The organism is Frateuria sp. GZRe14, assembly GCF_051900395.1.
Lineage (GTDB): Bacteria > Pseudomonadota > Gammaproteobacteria > Xanthomonadales > Rhodanobacteraceae > Frateuria_A > Frateuria_A edaphi.
In genome coordinates this window covers 453,317-469,867 of the sequence record NZ_JBHZGJ010000001.1, presented here as the reverse complement: position 1 = coordinate 469,867, position 16,551 = coordinate 453,317, and the positions used below count along the sequence as shown (strand labels likewise).

The 16,551-nt window shown below is 69.2% G+C and carries 15 protein-coding genes; 4 read left to right on the top strand and 11 right to left on the bottom strand.

Annotated features, from left to right (window positions below; all coding sequences use genetic code 11):
* Positions 1-73 precede the first annotated feature (73 nt).
* The gene (locus ACFWZ1_RS02130) at positions 74-1,021 is read left to right on the top strand and encodes a pilin (protein ID WP_439665286.1); all 948 of its coding nucleotides are present in this window, start codon (positions 74-76) and stop codon (positions 1,019-1,021) included.
* Positions 1,022-1,036: 15 nt separating this feature from the next.
* Here the strand turns inward: ACFWZ1_RS02130 and ACFWZ1_RS02125 are convergent, their stop codons facing one another.
* The 7 genes from ACFWZ1_RS02125 to ACFWZ1_RS02095 all read right to left on the bottom strand — a co-directional run bounded on the left by ACFWZ1_RS02125 (position 1,037) and on the right by ACFWZ1_RS02095 (position 7,782).
* The gene (locus ACFWZ1_RS02125) at positions 1,037-3,061 is read right to left on the bottom strand and encodes an ATP-binding protein (RefSeq protein ID WP_439665285.1); all 2,025 of its coding nucleotides are present in this window, start codon (positions 3,059-3,061) and stop codon (positions 1,037-1,039) included.
* A gap of 27 nt (positions 3,062-3,088) precedes the next feature.
* A complete protein-coding gene (locus tag ACFWZ1_RS02120; RefSeq protein WP_439665284.1) occupies positions 3,089-3,646 on the bottom strand; it encodes a hypothetical protein in 558 nt (185 codons plus the stop codon).
* The gene (gene pdsR / locus ACFWZ1_RS02115; RefSeq protein WP_231323229.1) at positions 3,643-4,332 is read right to left on the bottom strand and encodes a proteobacterial dedicated sortase system response regulator; all 690 of its coding nucleotides are present in this window, start codon (positions 4,330-4,332) and stop codon (positions 3,643-3,645) included. Before pdsR ends, ACFWZ1_RS02120 begins: the two co-directional genes overlap by 4 nt.
* Positions 4,333-4,816: 484 nt before the next feature.
* Complete coding sequence (locus ACFWZ1_RS02110; protein WP_439665283.1) at positions 4,817-5,773, bottom strand: hypothetical protein; 957 nt, start codon at positions 5,771-5,773, stop codon at positions 4,817-4,819.
* Positions 5,774-5,901: 128 nt separating this feature from the next.
* Positions 5,902-6,570, bottom strand: coding sequence for a ribulose-phosphate 3-epimerase (gene rpe / locus ACFWZ1_RS02105; protein WP_231323226.1), 669 nt, complete (start codon positions 6,568-6,570; stop codon positions 5,902-5,904).
* Positions 6,571-6,670: 100 nt separating this feature from the next.
* The gene (gene djlA / locus ACFWZ1_RS02100; RefSeq protein WP_231323224.1) at positions 6,671-7,474 is read right to left on the bottom strand and encodes a co-chaperone DjlA; all 804 of its coding nucleotides are present in this window, start codon (positions 7,472-7,474) and stop codon (positions 6,671-6,673) included.
* On the bottom strand, positions 7,471-7,782 hold the full coding sequence (locus ACFWZ1_RS02095) for a c-type cytochrome (protein ID WP_231323222.1): 312 nt from the start codon (positions 7,780-7,782) through the stop codon (positions 7,471-7,473). The genes djlA and ACFWZ1_RS02095 overlap by 4 nt, the downstream gene beginning before the upstream one ends.
* A gap of 139 nt (positions 7,783-7,921) precedes the next feature.
* Between ACFWZ1_RS02095 and ACFWZ1_RS02090 the strand changes: the two genes are divergently transcribed.
* Genes ACFWZ1_RS02090 through ACFWZ1_RS02080 form a run of 3 tightly spaced genes read left to right on the top strand, consistent with a single transcriptional unit; the run spans position 7,922 to position 9,709 of the window.
* A complete protein-coding gene (locus tag ACFWZ1_RS02090) occupies positions 7,922-8,818 on the top strand; it encodes a phosphoribosylaminoimidazolesuccinocarboxamide synthase (protein ID WP_231323220.1) in 897 nt (298 codons plus the stop codon).
* A 12-nt stretch (positions 8,819-8,830) separates the two neighbouring features.
* Positions 8,831-9,301, top strand: a complete 471-nt coding sequence (locus ACFWZ1_RS02085; RefSeq protein ID WP_439665282.1) for a DUF962 domain-containing protein — start codon at positions 8,831-8,833, stop codon at positions 9,299-9,301.
* Entirely contained in the window at positions 9,302-9,709 is a 408-nt protein-coding gene (locus tag ACFWZ1_RS02080; RefSeq protein WP_231323216.1) for a hypothetical protein, read from the top strand. It begins immediately after the preceding gene.
* 11 nt (positions 9,710-9,720) lie between these two features.
* On the opposite strand, the gene ACFWZ1_RS02075 is transcribed toward ACFWZ1_RS02080, so the two are convergent.
* From ACFWZ1_RS02075 to ACFWZ1_RS02060, 4 genes are all read right to left on the bottom strand, one after another.
* On the bottom strand, positions 9,721-10,719 hold the full coding sequence (locus tag ACFWZ1_RS02075) for a glycoside hydrolase family 43 protein (protein WP_439665281.1): 999 nt from the start codon (positions 10,717-10,719) through the stop codon (positions 9,721-9,723).
* A gap of 38 nt (positions 10,720-10,757) precedes the next feature.
* Positions 10,758-12,317 carry a sialidase family protein gene (locus ACFWZ1_RS02070; RefSeq protein ID WP_439665280.1) on the bottom strand — a complete coding sequence of 520 codons (1,560 nt, stop codon included), beginning with the start codon at positions 12,315-12,317 and terminating at the stop codon, positions 10,758-10,760.
* Positions 12,318-12,423: 106 nt separating this feature from the next.
* Entirely contained in the window at positions 12,424-15,222 is a 2,799-nt protein-coding gene (locus ACFWZ1_RS02065; protein WP_439665279.1) for a TonB-dependent receptor, read from the bottom strand.
* A 115-nt stretch (positions 15,223-15,337) separates the two neighbouring features.
* Complete coding sequence (locus ACFWZ1_RS02060) at positions 15,338-16,522, bottom strand: cellulase family glycosylhydrolase (protein ID WP_439665278.1); 1,185 nt, start codon at positions 16,520-16,522, stop codon at positions 15,338-15,340.
* Between the last annotated feature and the right edge of the window lie 29 nt (positions 16,523-16,551).

Genomic DNA, 16,551 nt, shown 5'->3' with positions numbered 1-16,551 from the left:
GCCGGCGGGCACCGTCGCTTGCGACCGCGCGAGACGCCCGCTAAATCTGCGCGCCGGGACAAGGGGAAAAAACATGGAACGTACCGATACGATGCCCGGGCTCATGGAGCGGGACGCCGGGCAGTGGCACAGGGAGGTGGCCGACCGCGCCGCCCTGCCGACGCCGCCCTCGCTGCACTGGGGCTGGGTGTTCCTGCTCAGCATCGTCACCCTCGGCATCTTCGCGATCGTCTGGCCGTTCATCCAGGCCAACTGGGTGCGCAAGATCGATCCGGAAAGCCGCGCGACGCCCATGCTGGGCGCCGCGCTGGCCTGCTATTTCGTCGGGTATTTCCTCGCCGCGGCCGGCGCCCCGGCCGACGAGGCATCGCCCACGACCACCATGGAGCGCCTGGGCTGGCTGCTGGAGCTGGTCTACGTGGTGCTGTTCCTCGGTGCCTATTTCGCGATGGCCGGAACGATCCGCCGGGTGATGGCGGACTACCGGGTTCCGATGCGGATCGGCGGCATCACCCTGTTCTTCTTCAACACGCTGTACCTGCAGGGCCAGCTGACCTGGCTGGCACGATGGCAGCAGACCGGCCAGACCCTGGCCAAGCCGCCCAAGGCGGTGTTCTGGGTCGTCATGGTCGTGCCGTTCGCGCTCATCGTGGCGGCCGTGGCGCTTCCCGCCTACCAGATGTACGTGGTGCGCGCGCAGGTAGCCAGCGCGCTGGCACAGGCCGAACCGCTCAAGCAGCAGGTGCTGGACGCGATCGGGCGCAACCACGCGTGGCCGCAGGACAACGGCCAGGCCGGCCTCAAGGAAGCCGGCGCCTATGCCAGCAGCAACCTGGCCGGTTTCGAAGTGCAGCCGATCGATGAAGGCACGGTGCTGGTGGCCACCTTCGCCGGCAACGCGCCCGTGGCCCTTCGCGGCAAGCAACTGGCATTGATCGCCGAAGGCCGCGATGGCGTGATCACCTGGGCCTGCGAGAGCCCGGACATCGACCCGCGCTACCTGCCGGCCGGCTGTCGCTAGCCACGCGCGTGCCGGTCAGCCGCCGCCGATCCGCTGGCGCGGCATGTTGCGCAGGCGCAGGGTGAAGGCCACCCCGCTGCCGTCGTCCAGGTTGCGGGCGCTGGCGTGGCCGCCGTGGCGTTCGGCGACCAGGCGCACCACGTAGAGGCCGAGACCCAGATGCGGTGCGTCGCCCGGGGTGGCCTTGTCGCGCAGGCTGACCAGCGAATCGAACAGGCGCGCCTGCATGGCCGCGGGCAGCGGCGGGCCCTGGTTGGCGAGGGTGATTTCGGCGCCGCCGTCGCACGAGGCGAGCACCAGGCGCAGCCAGCCATCGGCCGGGGCAAACGAGAGCGCGTTGTCGAGCAGCTTGTCCAGCGCCTGGGCGATCAGTTCGGGGGCGCAGTGCATCGGTAGCGGCGACTGCGGCAGCTCGCAGGCCAGCGTGCGGGTGCCGATCAGCGGACGGTAGGCCTCGGCGCAACCGCGCACCACTTCGCGCAAGTCGACATCCTCGGCTTCGGCAGCGGCGATCGCGCGCTCCATGCGGCTGGCCTCGCTCATCGCGCGCACCAGCGTTCCCAGCCGCGCCACGCCGTCACGGGCCCGCGCAAGGTAGGGCTTCGCTTCCGGCGGCAGCGCGGCGTGGGCCTCCAGCGCGTGCTCCAGGTTGTCTAGCGAACTCTTCACGATGGCCAGCGGCGTGTTGAGTTCGTGCGAGAGCTTGGAGGCAAGCGTCCGCAGGTAGTCGGTGTAGCCGCCGACCGCCTCGAACAGCCGCTCGAAGCTGCGCGCGAGGTCGCCGATCTCGTCCGGCGCGGCGGTGAGCGGGAAGCGGCCTTGGGCGAAAAGGCCGTCCAGACGTCCATCCGCCAGCTGCGCACGCTCGGCCGCATCGCGCAGGCGTCCCAGCCGCAGGCTCAGCCGCGTGGCGAACCACAGCAGGATGCCGCCGGCCACCAGCATCACACCGAAGCTGGTCAGCAGCAGCGTGAGCAGCGCGCGGTTGGCCAGCAGCGGCACGGTGGTGCTGGCCTGTTCGAGCAGCAGCACGCCGCGCACGTGGCCCGGCGCGCCGATCGGCACCGCGGCGGCAAGCACCACGCTGGCGCGGGTTTCGCCGTCGCGCCAGGCGATCGCCGGTTCGCCGTCGCGGGCGCGGACGATTTCCGGCAGCTCCAGGCGCGGCGCGTCCTGCGCCCAGGGTGCGGCGTCCTCGACGGGATTGGCCAGCAGCGCACGGTAGACCAGTGCGGCGAACCATCCCGGCTGAGGGCCGGCGGCCTGCAGGCGACCGCTTTGCGCCAGCAGCCAGCCGGTCGGCGCCAGCACGCGGGCGCGGGTGTCCTCCGGCGCCAGGCGCGAGAGTTCCTGCGCCAGCGTCGGCGAGTAGTGCCACAGCGGGCGCGCCTCGACCGCCAGCGGGTCGCCGCCGACCGAGGCGTCGTACAAGCCCAGGCCGAGCCGGTCCACGATCAGCGGGCGAGGCAGCCGCACTTCGAGGCGCCAGCCGCCGCCGTCCTCCTGCCACTGCCCGACCAGCCGGTCGGGCCAGTCGGCGACCGGCGGGTCGAGCAGGCGCGCAGTGAACGTACCGGGCGCGGCGCTGGCCAGCAGATAGCGCAGGCGCGTGTCGCCGCGATCGAGTTCGAGGACCAGGTGATCGGCATGCAGCGCGCCGGGGTCGTCCGCGTCGGCACGCACGCGCCGGGTGCCGCGCTGCTGCACGTAGAGGTAGAGCCCGTCCGCATCCTCGGCCAGCAGCACGCTGCCGCGCGGACCCAGCGGCTGGCTCCATGGCGTCAGCGGCGCCCAGTCGTCGCCGTAGCCGTCGATCGTGATCGGCGTAGTGGCCTGCTCGACGTACCAGCCCTGCGCCTCGCGCGGCAGCGTGGCGCCGGTCGCCACCAGGCTGCGCGCCACCGCCCGCGCGGAGGCGGCAAGCGCCTGCGCCTGGCCTTCGCGCAGCAGGGTTTCCATCTGCCGCACGTACAGCCACCCGGCCACCGGCAGGGCCAGCGTGCACAGGGCGACCAGCAGCAGCTTGCGACGCAGGTTCATCGGGCGAGCCTAGACCGATGTCACGGGCTAGCGCGACATCCCGGTTCGGTAGCGCGTGCCGACGACCACGCGCATGAACGCATCGAGCGACGCGGCACGCTGCGGATCGGCATCCTTGAAACTCATCGACCAGCTCAGGCGGACGCCCGACGCCTTGCCCGGATCGCAGAACACCACGGCATCATCGACCTGGTCGCTGCCCTGGAACACCAGCGCCTCGCACGGCATGCCGCGATGGCGCACGGCAAAGCGATCGACCTTCGCAGCCGGGTCGCGCTGCAGGTAATGCTTGCGGTCGGCGTCGAGTTCCGCGCCCAGGGTTGCCAGCTTGCGCGGCCACACGTTGAGCACCATCACGCCATAGGGCTCGCCGGTCCACTCGCCGCGGTAGATCACCTCGTCGACGCCGATGGCGCGCGCGTAGGTGCAGCAATCGGCGGTCCAGCCCGCGGGCGTGGGCGCGGCCACGGTCCAACCGGGGATGTCGCCGTCGCGCTTGCCCGTCGCGATCGCCTCGTTCGGTGCGTCGGCGGCAGCGGCGGCACCGGCGAGGACCAGCAGCAGGAGGCCGAGCAGCCGCCTCACGGCTTCCACCGGTAACCGACACCGTGCACGGTCTCGATCGCATCGAAGTCCGGCGCCACGGCGACGAACTTCTTGCGGATGCGCTTGATGTGGGAGGTGATGGTGGCATCGTCCACCACCAGCTCGGCCTCGCGCATCAGCTGGTCACGGTTCTTCACGTGGCCGGGGAAGCGCACCAGCGTGTGCACCATCCAGAACTCGGTGACGGTCAGCGGGATCTCCGCATCGTTCCAGGTGATGCGCATGCGCTCGGATTCGAGCTTGAGCGGGCCGTGCGCGATCACCGTTTCACTGGACGCGGGCGCCTTCAGCGATTCGATGCGCCGGAACAGCGCCGCGATGCGCGCCGCCAGCTGGTGCAGGCTGGTGTCCTTGGACAGGTAATCGTCGGCACCCAGGCGCAGGCCGGAGATCACGTCGAAATCCGAGTCGCGCGCGGTCAGGAAGATGATCGGCAGCGTGGCCGATTTCGCGCGCAGCTCGCGGCACAGGTCGAAACCGCCTTCGGGCTCGTCGCCCAGCCCGATGTCGATGATCACCAGCTCCGGCAACTTCATGCCGAAGGCGGTGGACGCCTCCTGCCGCGAACCATAGCCGCGCGTGTCGTAGCCGAAACGGGTGAGCGCCTCGACGTAATTGGCGCGGATGAGCGGTTCGTCCTCGACGATGGCGATGCTGCGGCCCATGGCAATGAAGTCTCCTGTGGTGGCGCGCAGCGTGCTATGCGCATCGCCACGGCGCAAGGCACACAGTGCGTCTGCCCGCGTTTTGCCCGATCCGGCCCGCGCTTCGCCCGCGCGCCGCCGCCGCGCGCGCCCGGGCGGGCGGTTCCATGGAGCCGTCACCGGAGAGATGCATGAGCAATATCACCGCCAGGCCCGACCCCAACGCCGAACTTCGCCAGTTCGAGCCACTGCGCGTAGCGCTGGCCCTGGGCGCCCTGCTGCTGGGGCTGGTGATGGGTATCCACTAGAGGAGATCAGCTCATGAACGCCGAATATGTCGACCCGTTTGCCGTGGAAGGCGTGGAAGCACCCGTCGCACAGGGAGGCGCGGCGGGTGCGGACAGGCAGCCGGATCCCGAATGGCAGCCGCTCTGACACGGCATGGCGCAACACCCTCCGTTAGCCAACCGTTCCTTCCCCCTCCTCGCGAGGGGTTTTTTTTGGGCTAGGGCCTGGCTTGGTCCCGGACCGGCGAAAGCGGCCCGACGGTGACGTGCCCCTCCAAGCCCTCGAACAGGCTTCCCGCAAAACCGTCGAGACGCTGGAGGACGAAGCTGGCGGGGGCGCCGCCGGGGCAGCCGACCGACAACTGGAAATCCGACAGTCCGTCGCCTCCGGGAAGTGCCGGAGTGCCCGAGCGCATGGGCGGCGGTATCGACACCATGTCGCGCTGGGTGAGGCCGGCGATGCAGACGCGCCGGCCGAGCGTGACGCCGCCAAGCAACTGGTCGCGCTCGTGCCGGTAGCGCCGCTCGGCGCGCCTGGCGGCGCGGGCGTCGCCATACGTGGGCAACATGGCATTCCACAACACGTTGGCCCGTGCCTGTTCACCCGGCGTGGCTTGCTGCCACGCCGAGCGCAGCACTGCCTGGTAGCTGGGATCGCGGCGCTCGGCGGCCAGCCCGAGCCAGGCCAGCCCGCGCGCCCGATCCCGGGCGACGATGTCGCCGTTGAAATAGCCCACGCCGAGCGTGAACTGCGCCGGCTTGCTGCCCCAGGCGGCCGCCAGCTTCAGCATGTCCACACCGCGGCCATCGCGATGGTTGGCCAGTTCGCGGGCGCCCACGCAGTAGTAATAGATACCGGGCAGGAAACGTTCCAGCCCAGGCGCGCAACCGAGTTTGCCGAGCTCGGCCAGGGTGATCGGCGGCGTGTCGCCCGCCCTCGCGGGCGGGTCCGTTACGCCATCGGCGTGCGCGGCCAAGGCGGCCAGTCCAAGCACCAGGAAAGCAATCACGTTCCGTCCCGACATCATCCGTGTCTCCTGCGGCTGCACCCTCCCCAGCCCAGTGTGAACGAAATGTGCGCCCGGCCCCAAGGCGCGCGGATCGAAAATATTTGCTTCGGGCGCGGAACCAACCGTCGGCGAGCCGGTCTTGCTGTAGTGGCGGGCGTCGTCCATTGCCGTGGATACGCCGCCGCCGTCCGGCGGTGGCGTCCAGGCGCCCGCTCTGGTGGACTCCTCAACGCGTCCCTTTCCGACGACGCTTTTATCCCGGTGCAGGCATGCACCGGGATTTTTCTTTGGGCTCAGCCGATCGCCTGGCGCATCGCGGCGATGACCTGCGCGTAGTCCGGCGCGCCGAAAATGGCCGAGCCCGCCACGAACGTGTCCGCTCCCGCCTGCGCGATTTCACCGATATTGGCGGCGCTGACACCGCCGTCGATCTCCAGCCGGATGGGGCGGCCGCTCTCGTCGATGCGCCGGCGCACCTCGCGCAGCTTGGCAAGCGCCTCGGGGATGAACTTCTGGCCGCCGAAGCCGGGGTTGACCGACATGATCAGCACCAAATCCAGCTTGTCGAGCACGTGGTCGAGCCAGTTGAGCGGCGTGGCGGGATTGAATACCAGGCCGGCCTGGCAGCCGGCGTCACGGATCACGCCCAGGGTGCGGTCGACGTGCTCGCTGGCCTCCGGGTGGAAGCTGATCAGGCTGGCGCCGGCCTTGGCGAAGTCCGGCGCGATCCGGTCGACCGGCTTGACCATCAGGTGCACGTCGATCGGTGCGCTGACGCCGTAGTCGCGCAACGCCTTGAGCACCATCGGGCCCATGGTCAGGTTGGGCACGTAGTGGTTGTCCATCACGTCGAAGTGCACCCAGTCGCCACCGGCGGCAAGCACCTTGGCGGTGTCTTCGCCCAGGCGGGCGAAGTCGGCAGAGAGGATGGAGGGGGCGATGATGGGAGTCTGTTTGCTCATGTGTGCCTTTCCTGCAGGAGCGCACGCCGTGCGCGACCGGAACGTGCCGCATTGCCGCTTCGTAGGATGTTCGCGCACAGCGTGCGCTCCTACGCATCGATTATTTGAAACCCTTCTCGGCCTTGATCCGCTCGTACGCGGCGTTGATCTCGCTCGCACGCGCCTCGGCGCGCTTGCGCATGTCCTCGGGCAGATCGCCCAGGCGGTCGGGGTGATGTTCGGAAATCAGCTTGCGGTAGGCGCGCTTGACGGCGCGCTCGTCGGCCGCGCGGGTGATGCCGAGCACGGTATAAGGGTCCGGGCCGTGGGTATTGCGATGCGGCGGGACGTAGCCGCCACCGCCCGGCCCGCGCCGGCGGTCGCCCGCGGCGGCGTTCCAGGCGTAGCCCTTCATCGCCATCAACGCCATCAGCTCCATGTCGCTGATGCGCAGGGCGAAGGCGAGCTGGCGCAGGATCGCCATCTTTTCCGGCGGCGGGTTGCCTTCGGCCAGCACCGTCTCGATCACCACGTCGAGCACCGGAAAGGCGTGGTCGCGACGCATGCCGACCCACTGGCGCAGGCCGTCGATGGCCGGGGTGACGTCGAACTCCGGCTGCTTGCCGCGGTTGAAACTCGCGATGGCCTGCCGGCGCTGCTCGTCGATCAGCCCCATGCGGGTCATCATCCGCTCGGCCACCGCGATCTCGGCCTCCGACACGCGCCCGTCCGACTTGGCGACCGCCCCGAGCAGCGCAAACAGCGGGCCGTACAAGCCGTCCATCTGCGGCGCCGCGCGGTACCGCTGGCTCTGGCGCAGGCTGTCGATGACGAAGCCGATCACCGCACCGACGATGGCGCCCGGCAGGCCGTGGCCGAGGATCAGGCCGACGAACGCCAGGATCAGCGTGGAAGAGAAATTCATGGCTGCACCTGCGCCGCCGGCGCCTGTGCGCTGTACCAGCGCGCCAGGGCATCCAGCTCGGCGTCGCTGACCGGACCGATCGCCGCGCGCATCACCGCCACGTCGCGACGGCCGTCGCGGTACTGCGCCAGCGCGCTGCGCAGGTAGTCCAGCCGCTGCCCCGCCAGGTTGGGCGCGCCGGACATCTGGGCGATGCCGGTTTCGCCGTGGCAGGCGGCGCACAGGCCCAGGCGGGCCGGACGGGCGGGACCGGCGGCAAAGGCTGGCAGGGCGGCGGCCATGAGCGCCGCGAACAGGACGAGTCGCATCGGCAAGGGGTGGGGCGAGATGGATTCCCGGAAGGCCCGATTCTAGCAGCGCTGCGCCGCCAGCCCTGCGCAGCCCAGGCCCGCGTTGCGACGACTCGCTAGAATAGGCCGCTTCCCCCTCTTGACGGCGGATCGCCCCGTGCCCACCACCCTGCTGCAATCGAACCTGCCCGGCCTGGACCTGATCCACCGCGGCAAGGTGCGCGACGTCTATGCGCTGTCCGACGACCGGCTGCTGATCGTCGCCACCGACCGCCTGTCCGCCTTCGACGTGGTGCTGCCCGATCCGATCCCGGGCAAGGGCGAGATGCTCACGCAGATCTCCAACTTCTGGTTCGGCAAGACCGCGCACATCATCCCCAACCACCTGCTCGACGTGCCGCTGGCCGACGTGCTGCCCGAGGGCACCGACCTCGCGCTCTACGCCGGCCGCGCGGTGGTGACGCGGCGCCTGAAACCCGTGCCGGTCGAGGCGATCGCGCGTGGCTACATCATCGGCTCGGGCTGGAAGGACTACCAGGCCACCGGCGGGATCTGCGGCATCGCGCTGCCGCCGGGCCTGAAGCAGGCGCAGCAGTTGCCCGAGCCGATCTTCACGCCCTCGACCAAGGCCGCGGTGGGCGACCACGACGAGAACGTGAGCTTCGACACGGTGGTCGATGCCGTGGGCCGCGAACTGGCCGACAAGGTGCGTGAGGCGACGCTGGCGATCTATCGCTGGGCTGCCGCCTATGCGGCCGAGCGCGGCATCATCATCGCCGACACCAAGTTCGAGTTCGGCACCGACGCCGACGGCCGGCTGTACGTGATGGACGAGATGCTCACGCCCGACTCCTCGCGCTTCTGGCCGGCCGACGAATACCGCACCGGGATCAGCCCGCCCAGCTACGACAAGCAGTTCGTGCGCGACTACCTGGAAACGCTGGACTGGAACAAGAAGGCGCCCGGACCGAACGTGCCCGCCGAGGTCATCGAGCGCACCCGCGCGAAGTATGCCGAGGCACTCGAGCGCCTTGCCGGCATCCGCCTCGGCTGACGGAGCAACGCCATGCGCAGCATGCAGAGCTGGCTCGACGGCTACAGCGCCGACCACCGCAACCCGGTCAACCAGGTGATCCACTGGATCTGCGTGCCGCCGATCGCGTGGACCGTGGTCGCGCTGCTGTGGACCGTGCCGGTGCCCAGCGCCTTCCTCAAGCCCGGCGCGTGGGCGGTGTTCGCGATGGTGCTGGCGTTCGCGTGGTACTGGAAGCACTCGCATCGGCTCGGCGGCGCACTGCTGGTCGCCTTCGTCGTGCTCGCGCTCATCACCGCGTGGTTGTTCGATCTGCTCGGGCCGGTGCGCCTGCGCTGGGTCGCCATCGCCGTGTTCGTGGTGGCCTGGATCGGCCAGTTCGTCGGCCACAAGTTCGAGGGCCATCGACCCAGTTTCCTCACCGACCTCTCCTACCTGCTGGTCGGTCCCGCCTGGCTGATGGAAAAGTTCCTGCGCCGGCTCGGCTTCAAGGCCCACGACTAGATGCAAACCCTGCTTACCCTGCTCAGCACCCTGCTCTGGTGGGTGCTGTACGGCTCGATCGTCGCCCTGTTCGCCAGCCTGATCGCCTGGCCGGTGCTGCGCTGGAGCGAGCGCACCAACGTGGTGTTCAACCGCGTGTATTTCGCCTGCCTGTTGTGGAGTCTGCTCGGCCTGTTGCTGGTCGGGCTGGTGGCGGCGCACGAAGGCAACGTGAGGCCGCCGTACGGGCCCTTGCTCGCCTCGCTGCCGCTGCGTCTGGCACTGGTCGTCGACATGCTTGTCGGCGCTTTGTTGCTATGGCGTCTCACCCCACGCGTGGATGCACGTCGCATCCGTCCCACCAGCGCCTGCATGGCGATGGCGGCAATCACCGCGGTGGTGTTCGGCATCGCCACCAGCCTGGCGTAAACGGCTTCCGCCTACGGCTTCTTGAGTGGTGGTGCGCCGGGCTCGCCGAAGTTCGGCCGACCATCAGTCGTCCAGCCGATCGGCTGGATGCGTGGCGCGCGGCGCGCGGTGCACTTCCAGTCCGGACCGCCGTTGGCGTGGTAGATGATCCAGTCGCGGCCTTGCGTGTCCTTGAAGAAGCCGTTGTGCCCCGGCGCATAGATGCCGTGCTCTGGCGAACTGGCGAACACCGGCCGCGGAGACTTGTGCCAGGCGGCCGGGTCCAGCAGATCAGCGTCGCCGTCCGCCTGCAGCAGGCCCAGCGCGTAGTCGTCCGACCAGCAGGCGCTTGCCGAGTAGCTCAGGAACACCTTGCCGTCCGGTCCCGGAAGGAACTCCGGCCCTTCGAGGATCTTGCGCCCGCCCTGCTTCTCCCACGCGTAGGTGGGTGCGGCGATGTCCACCTGCGGCGAGCCGAGCGTCCACGGGTTGACCATCGGCGCGATCACCAGGTCGCTGTGGTCGCCGACGTACGCCGAGTAGACGAAGTACCAGCGCCCGCCGTGCTTGAACACCGTGCCGTCGATGCCGGTGTGGGCGGTCTTGAGCATGCCCCGCGCGATCCAGCGTCCACGGGTCGGATCGGGCGAGGCGTTCTCCAGCACGAACACGTGGCGGTGGTCATCGTCGTTGTGGCCGGCCTCGGCGGCGGTGAAGTAGAGGTACCACTTGCCTTCGACAAAGTGCAGCTCGGGTGCCCAGACGGCGGTCGAGCCCGGCCCTTGCGCCGGCGGCCGCCACACGACCACGGGCTGGGCGTGCGCTAATTGGTGCAGGTCGCCGGTCTTGCGCAGTTCGATGCGGTTGCCGGAGGTGGCGGTGTAGTAGTAGACGCCGTCGCGCTGGACTACCCACGGATCCGGCCCCGACGGAAGGAGCGGCTTGGCATAGTCCTGGCTGCCGGCCGCCTGTGCCATGCCGGCTGCGAGCAGCAGCACCAGGCCGGTGAGCATCGAGCGAATCAAAGGCATGGAAAGTTCCGATGGCGTTGCGTGCGCGCTATCGCCAGCTATCGACCGGACGCCGGATCGAGCTGCACGTAATCAATGTCGGCCGGTCGCCGGGCGCCCTCGAGCACCACGGTGTTGTCGCCCTCACGCAGGCTGCCACTGGCAGTGGCCACGTGCCAGCCGTCGCGGTCCGTGTGGTCGGTGGTCTTCCACACCGCGCCGTTGACACGCAGTACCGGTACGGCCGGCGTGAAACCCAGGTCCTGCCAGCGGACCGTGGCCCGATAGTTGCCGCCGGTCGGCACATGCACGGGGAACGTGAGCTGACCACCAGGCGCGGAAGCCATGCGCGCCTTGGCGCCGTTCGACGCCGTCCTGTCGCCGATACGCACGGACCAGCGGCGCACCGCGTCCTCGGCCTCGTAGCGGTCGAAGCGGGCTGGTGCGTCGGCGTACATCACGACGTTCTTGCGTGCGTCCTCCGGCTCGGCCGCCGTGGACGAGGTGGTCGCATGCCATAGGCGCCCGCCCGGCATCGCGAGCAACGCCTGCGTCCAGCCCGCGTGGATGTTGCCGGTGAGTTTCTGGACCGGCGCCTCGGCTTCCCACCAGGGTCCGCGGCCGCCGTCGTTGTTCCAGTAGATGCTGCGGCCGGACGGATCGCCGTCGCCACCGGCGCGCTCGGCCACCACCGCGATCACGCCGGGGCTGTTGCCCCACGGCAGCCAGCGCACGATCGGCGAAGCGGCCGGCCACGCGCCGGCGGCGGTGCGCACCGGCGTACCGCGGTCGGCGGGATCGCCCCAGTCCAGGCCGTCGGCACTGATCTTGAGGTAGACCTGTCCGTTGTTCGGGCCGTCGATGTCCTCGTAGGTCATCACGTAGCGGCCGTCCGGCAGGCGGTCGACCACGGCCATGCCGGGACGCTCGACGCCGCCGGGAATGGCCACGTCCACCTTCTCCTCGCCCCAGGTGCGGCCGCCGTCGGTCGAGACCTTGTGCGCGAGCAGCTGGTTGAAGCCGGCGTCCTTGTGATCCTCGCTGGAGTAGTAGGCGACCAGGCGCCCGTCATCGAGGCGGTGGATGTTGGGCTCCCACACGCCGTGGTTGTCCTTGTCGCTGGGATTGCCGCCGCCTTTGACGATCGAGCCGCGGTAGCGCCAGCTGCGGCCACCGTCGGTGGAGGCGTACATCTGCAGGTCTTCGGCGACCAGGCGCCCCGTGGCATCGTCGCCGGTGGCGTTGGCGCCGAGCAGCAGCGTACCGGCCGGCAGGTCGGCGCTGGGCTTGGCCAGCTCGGACAGGTGCGGCTGCCAGCGCAGTTGCCAGCGTGGGTCCTTGCCGTGCGCCTGGTCGGTCACGTTCGACAGGAAGCGCCAGTGCGCGCCGCCGTCATCGCTCTCGTACAGCGGGATGCCGGCCATGCCGTCGCGCTCGAACACCATCAGCATGTGGCCGTTCGCGGCGGCATCGGGTTGGTGTTCGAGGCGCACCACCGACACGTAGCCCACGCCATCGCCCAGCACCTGGCCGCGCGTGCCCGGCGGCGCCGAAGCGGCGGTGGCCGTCCCCACGCAGGCCAGGGCGAACGCCAGGGAGAGGGGAAGCAAGCGCTTCATGGATGACCTCCACGTCGGTGGCACGGCAGGCACGCCGCGCCAGAGAGAAATGAGCGGGCGACGCCGGCGGGCGGGGAGCGACTGCCGGCGTCGTTGCCCTGCCCGCTCAAAGCTTGAAGCGAACGCCCAGACCCACGGTGCGGTCCTGGTAGCGGATGTCACGCGGCCGCGTGGTGCCGTCGCCCCAGTACTGGTGCAGGTCTTCGCCGGTCAGGTTGGTCGCCGACAGCACCACGGTGGTGTTGGGATTGACGTCGTAGCCGACCGACAGGTCCAGCTGGTTCGCCGGCTCGATCTCGTCGTGGTTGCCGGCCACCGTCGGCTGGGTGAAGAAGTCGATGAAGCGGCTGCGGTAGTTGTAGGCCAGTCGGGCCGAGAAGCCGTACTTCTCGTACATCAGCACGGCGTTGCCGTTGCGCTTGGACACGTTCTGCAGCGGCGAGGCCACTTCCGGGCCGCCCAGGAACTGCGGCGAGCGGGTCGAACCGTCGATGTAGGTGAAGTTGAGTTGCACGCCCAGGCCGCTCAAGGCACCCGGCAGGAAGTCGAAGAACTGCTGGTAGGCGACTTCGGCACCATCCAGGTGGCCGCTGCCGGCGCTCTGCGGCGAGGACAGCTGGTAGGCCTCGCCGTTGATCGTCACGTCGGTCACGTAGTTCTGGATGTAGCCGTTGATGTCGCGGTAGAACACCCCGCCGCTGACGTAGCCGGACGGTGCGAAGTACCACTCCAGCGACGCGTCGTAGTTGTTCGACTTGATCGGCTTGAGGTTCGGGTTGCCGCTGGCGGCCGCGCCGGCGCGGTTGATCGTGCCGGGGTTGAGCGAGATCGACGGGTTGAGCTGGCCGAAGCCCGGGTAGGTGATGGTCTTGGCCGCGACCAGGCGCAATTGCAGCGCATCGGTGAAGTGCAGGTTGAAGCTCAGGTTGGGCAGGTACACCGGCTCGTTGGTGTCCACCGACAGCGGCGAGTAGATGCCGGTGGCGGCATTGAACGAGTAGGCATCGAGGTTGCGCTTGACGCGCTCGACGCGCATGCCCATCAGGCCGTCCACCGGCAGGCCGAACAGCGTGGTGTCATACCCCGCCTGCAGGTAGCCGGCGAGGGTCTTCTCGTCGATGTTGTAGTAGCGGCCGGGGTTCACCGGCGCCGTGCCGGCCGGCAGGCCGTACAGGCCGCGGATCGCGTCGGCGTTGGTGGTGAGGTAGTTGAAGCAGCCGGTCAGCCACGACACGGGAATCGCCGAGGTGGTCGGCATCGAGCAGAAATAGCCGTCCGGGAAGCGCGCGGTGACCTGGTTGGCCGGGTTCGGGGTCTCGACGATGTTGCCGGTGCCGGCGCCGCCCGGCGGCGGGGTCGAGATTTCCACGCTGCCGGTGTACTGCGCCTTGTGGTCGGCGTAGCGCAGGCCGAAGTCGAGGTAGCTGAAGAAATCGCCGGCGATATCCAGGTTGCCGTCACCGCGCCAGGCCCACTGTTTGCCGCGCTCGGTGTGCCAGGTCTGGAACAGGCCGTTGAGGTAGTAGTTGTTCGGATCCAGTTGCTGGTTGTTGCCCAGCGACCAGTTCTGCTGGTTGCCGGCGGTGCCGTTCCACACCGTGGTCACCGGTCCCTTGAGGAAGGTGTCGACGATGAAGGTGTTGTCGTTGAACGAGGTCTGTCCGTAGGACAGGTCCGTGCTCAGGCGCAGCCGGTCGCCGTGCCATTTCACGCCGACCGCATGCTGCATGTCGTGGCCGTGCTGCACGTGCGCCTGGGTGCTGGTGGCGGCGTAGGTGTTGCCGGTCCAGGTGCCGCTGGCGGCGTCGCAGATGGTCTGGCCCTCGAACGGCGATCCGGTGAGCTGGTTGGCGTAGCAGTTGTCGGTGACGGTCAGGTTGCTCGGGCTGACCGCGCCGACCGGAAAGGAGAAGTAGAACGGCTGGTTGTAGTCGTCCGACATCCAGTCGTACAGGCCCTCGGCGTACACCTCGGTGCTGTCGTTGGGCTTCCACTGCAGCGCGTAGTTGAGTTCGGGGCGCTGGCGGTAGCCGATGTTGTAGTCGGCGCCGAAGCCGTTGGGCGCCGCGATCAGGTTGCCCGCGTCGGTGCGGATCGGCGTGCCGGTGCCGTCGGTCAGCACCTTCGGGAAATCGCCCCACACCGCGTTGTACTGGTAGTGCTGCGCCATGAAGCTGGCGTTGACCAGCGCGCCGACCTCGCCGATGCCGGTCTGCCAGCGGTCGCTGGCCAGCACGCTGAAGTTGGGATCGGTGCGGCCGCCGTACTTGCTGTGCGTGGCGGTATAGGTCGCCGCCACCTTGGCGCCGTCGAAATCGAACGGACGGTAGAGCTGCATGTCGACGACGCCGGCGATGCCGCCGTCGGGCAGGCTCGCCTCGGAGCTCTTGTAGACCGAGACCGTCTTGACCGCGGTGGCCGGCAGGTTCTGGAAGGCGAAGCCGCGCCCCACACCGCTGAAGATCTCGCGGCCGTTGAGCGTGGTGATCACGTTCGGCAGGCCGCGGATCACCACCGAGCTGGTCTCACCCTGGAACCCCTGCGCCACCTGTACGCCGGTGATGCGCTGCATGGCGTCGGCCACGCTGTTGTCCGGCAGCTTGCCGATGTCCTCGGCCACGATCGAATCGACCACCATGCGCGAGTCCTGCTTGAGCGACTGCGCGCTCTCCAGGCTCTGGCGCAACGGCGTGACGGTCACCTGCGAGAGGTTGACGACCTTCTTCTTGTCGTCGGATTGCGCGGTGCCGCTCCTGGGCTTGCCGGCCTGCGCGTTCTGGGTGGCGTCGCTGGAAGCCTGGGCGCCGGTGGCATCGGGGGCCGGCGCATCCTGCGCGTGCGCCGAAGCGAACGCCGCGGCGATCGCGGCCGCAAGAATCGTCACGGAAATGCGGTTGCGGTACATGGTGGAACCTCCGGTCAGAAGATCGCGGCGGCCGCAACCGCGGCGCCGTGCTGGGTCTGGATGCGCAGCGGGCTGAAACGCCGTGCCGCGGGAAGGACGGTGGAGAGAGGAGCGGTCATCGCGTCGTCGCCGCGGCGGACGCGGGAACCATCAGCGCCGCCTCGGGCACCACGCCGCGCGGAGCGTGGGAAAGCGCGCGCAGGATGTCGGCCTCGCGCTGGCGGTAAGGCGTGCCGTCCCCGTGCAACAGGTCGTGGAACCAGATCGTCGGCGGCTGCAGCGTGTAGGGACGCTGCCAGGAATCCCACGGCATGATGGTCTGGCTGCGCCCTTCGACGAAGCCCCAGTTGACCATGCCCACGTCGAGCTTCTTGGCCAGCGGCAGCACGCCGTCGATGGTCGATCCCGCGCCGCGCGCCATGTACTCGGTGCAGATCAGCGGACGGCCGTAACCGGCGAGCTGGCGCACGCGGCTGGCGAATTCCTCCGGCCAGCCGTAGCTGTGGAAAGTGATCACGTCGGACTGCTCGAGCTGCGTGCGCTCGACCGGGTTGAGTTTGGAAAGGTCCGACCAGTCCTCGTCATGCCACACGCCGCTGGTGAGCGGCTGCGTCGGCGCGGCGCTGCGCGCCCAGGCGAACACCTGCGGCAGCAGCTTGGCGACCAGCGCGACCTTGTCGTTGGGCTCGCGCGCGTCGTAGTTGCCGCCGCCGGGGTTGTCAGGCTCGTTCCAAACGTCCCAGGCGAGCACGCGGTTGTCCTTCGCGAAGCTGCCGACGATGTCCTTCACGTACTGCTCCAGCCGCGGGTACTGGCCGGGATCGGTCATCGCCACGCCGGGGCTCTGTACCCAGCCGGAGTTGTGCACGCCGGGGATCGGCGGATGCTGCGGACCCAGTTTCGGTTCCGGGTCCCAGCAAGAATCGAACAGCACGAAGATCGGCTTGATGCCGTGCTTGTCGGCGAGCGCCAGGAACTGGTCGATGCGGCGCCTGAAGCCTTGCGGGTCCTGCTTCCACAGCAGGTCGTGCAGGAACACGCGCATGGTGTTCATGCCCAGCTGCTGCGCCCAGCCCAGCTCCTTGTCGATGCGCGCCGGATCGAACGTCTCGGCCTGCCACATCTCCAGCTCGTTGATCGCGTTCGCCGGCACGTAGTTGCTGCCCAGCGGCCAGCGCTGGTGCTGGTACCAGGTGTGCGCCTTGGCGCTCGTCCAGCGCGCAGGGGCATCGGCGGCCGGCGCGCGCGGGGCGATGAGCGCCGCCGCGCCGAATGCCAGGGCCAACAGTGCGTGTTTCATGCGAACTCCTCGTGGCGCCGGGCGCCTTG

Coding starts and splice junctions, on each gene's coding strand:
- ACFWZ1_RS02130 (WP_439665286.1), top strand. CDS start 74: ATGGAACGTACCGATACGATGCCCGGGCTCATGGAGCGGGACGCCGGG.
- ACFWZ1_RS02080 (WP_231323216.1), top strand. CDS start 9,302: ATGCAAACCCTGCTTACCCTGCTCAGCACCCTGCTCTGGTGGGTGCTG.
- ACFWZ1_RS02095 (WP_231323222.1), bottom strand. CDS start 7,782: ATGCGACTCGTCCTGTTCGCGGCGCTCATGGCCGCCGCCCTGCCAGCC.
- ACFWZ1_RS02085 (WP_439665282.1), top strand. CDS start 8,831: ATGCGCAGCATGCAGAGCTGGCTCGACGGCTACAGCGCCGACCACCGC.
- ACFWZ1_RS02125 (WP_439665285.1), bottom strand. CDS start 3,061: ATGAACCTGCGTCGCAAGCTGCTGCTGGTCGCCCTGTGCACGCTGGCC.
- ACFWZ1_RS02070 (WP_439665280.1), bottom strand. CDS start 12,317: ATGAAGCGCTTGCTTCCCCTCTCCCTGGCGTTCGCCCTGGCCTGCGTG.
- ACFWZ1_RS02065 (WP_439665279.1), bottom strand. CDS start 15,222: ATGTACCGCAACCGCATTTCCGTGACGATTCTTGCGGCCGCGATCGCC.
- ACFWZ1_RS02075 (WP_439665281.1), bottom strand. CDS start 10,719: ATGCCTTTGATTCGCTCGATGCTCACCGGCCTGGTGCTGCTGCTCGCA.
- djlA (WP_231323224.1), bottom strand. CDS start 7,474: ATGAATTTCTCTTCCACGCTGATCCTGGCGTTCGTCGGCCTGATCCTC.
- pdsR (WP_231323229.1), bottom strand. CDS start 4,332: ATGGGCCGCAGCATCGCCATCGTCGAGGACGAACCGCTCATCCGCGCC.
- ACFWZ1_RS02110 (WP_439665283.1), bottom strand. CDS start 5,773: ATGGACGACGCCCGCCACTACAGCAAGACCGGCTCGCCGACGGTTGGT.
- rpe (WP_231323226.1), bottom strand. CDS start 6,570: ATGAGCAAACAGACTCCCATCATCGCCCCCTCCATCCTCTCTGCCGAC.
- ACFWZ1_RS02060 (WP_439665278.1), bottom strand. CDS start 16,522: ATGAAACACGCACTGTTGGCCCTGGCATTCGGCGCGGCGGCGCTCATC.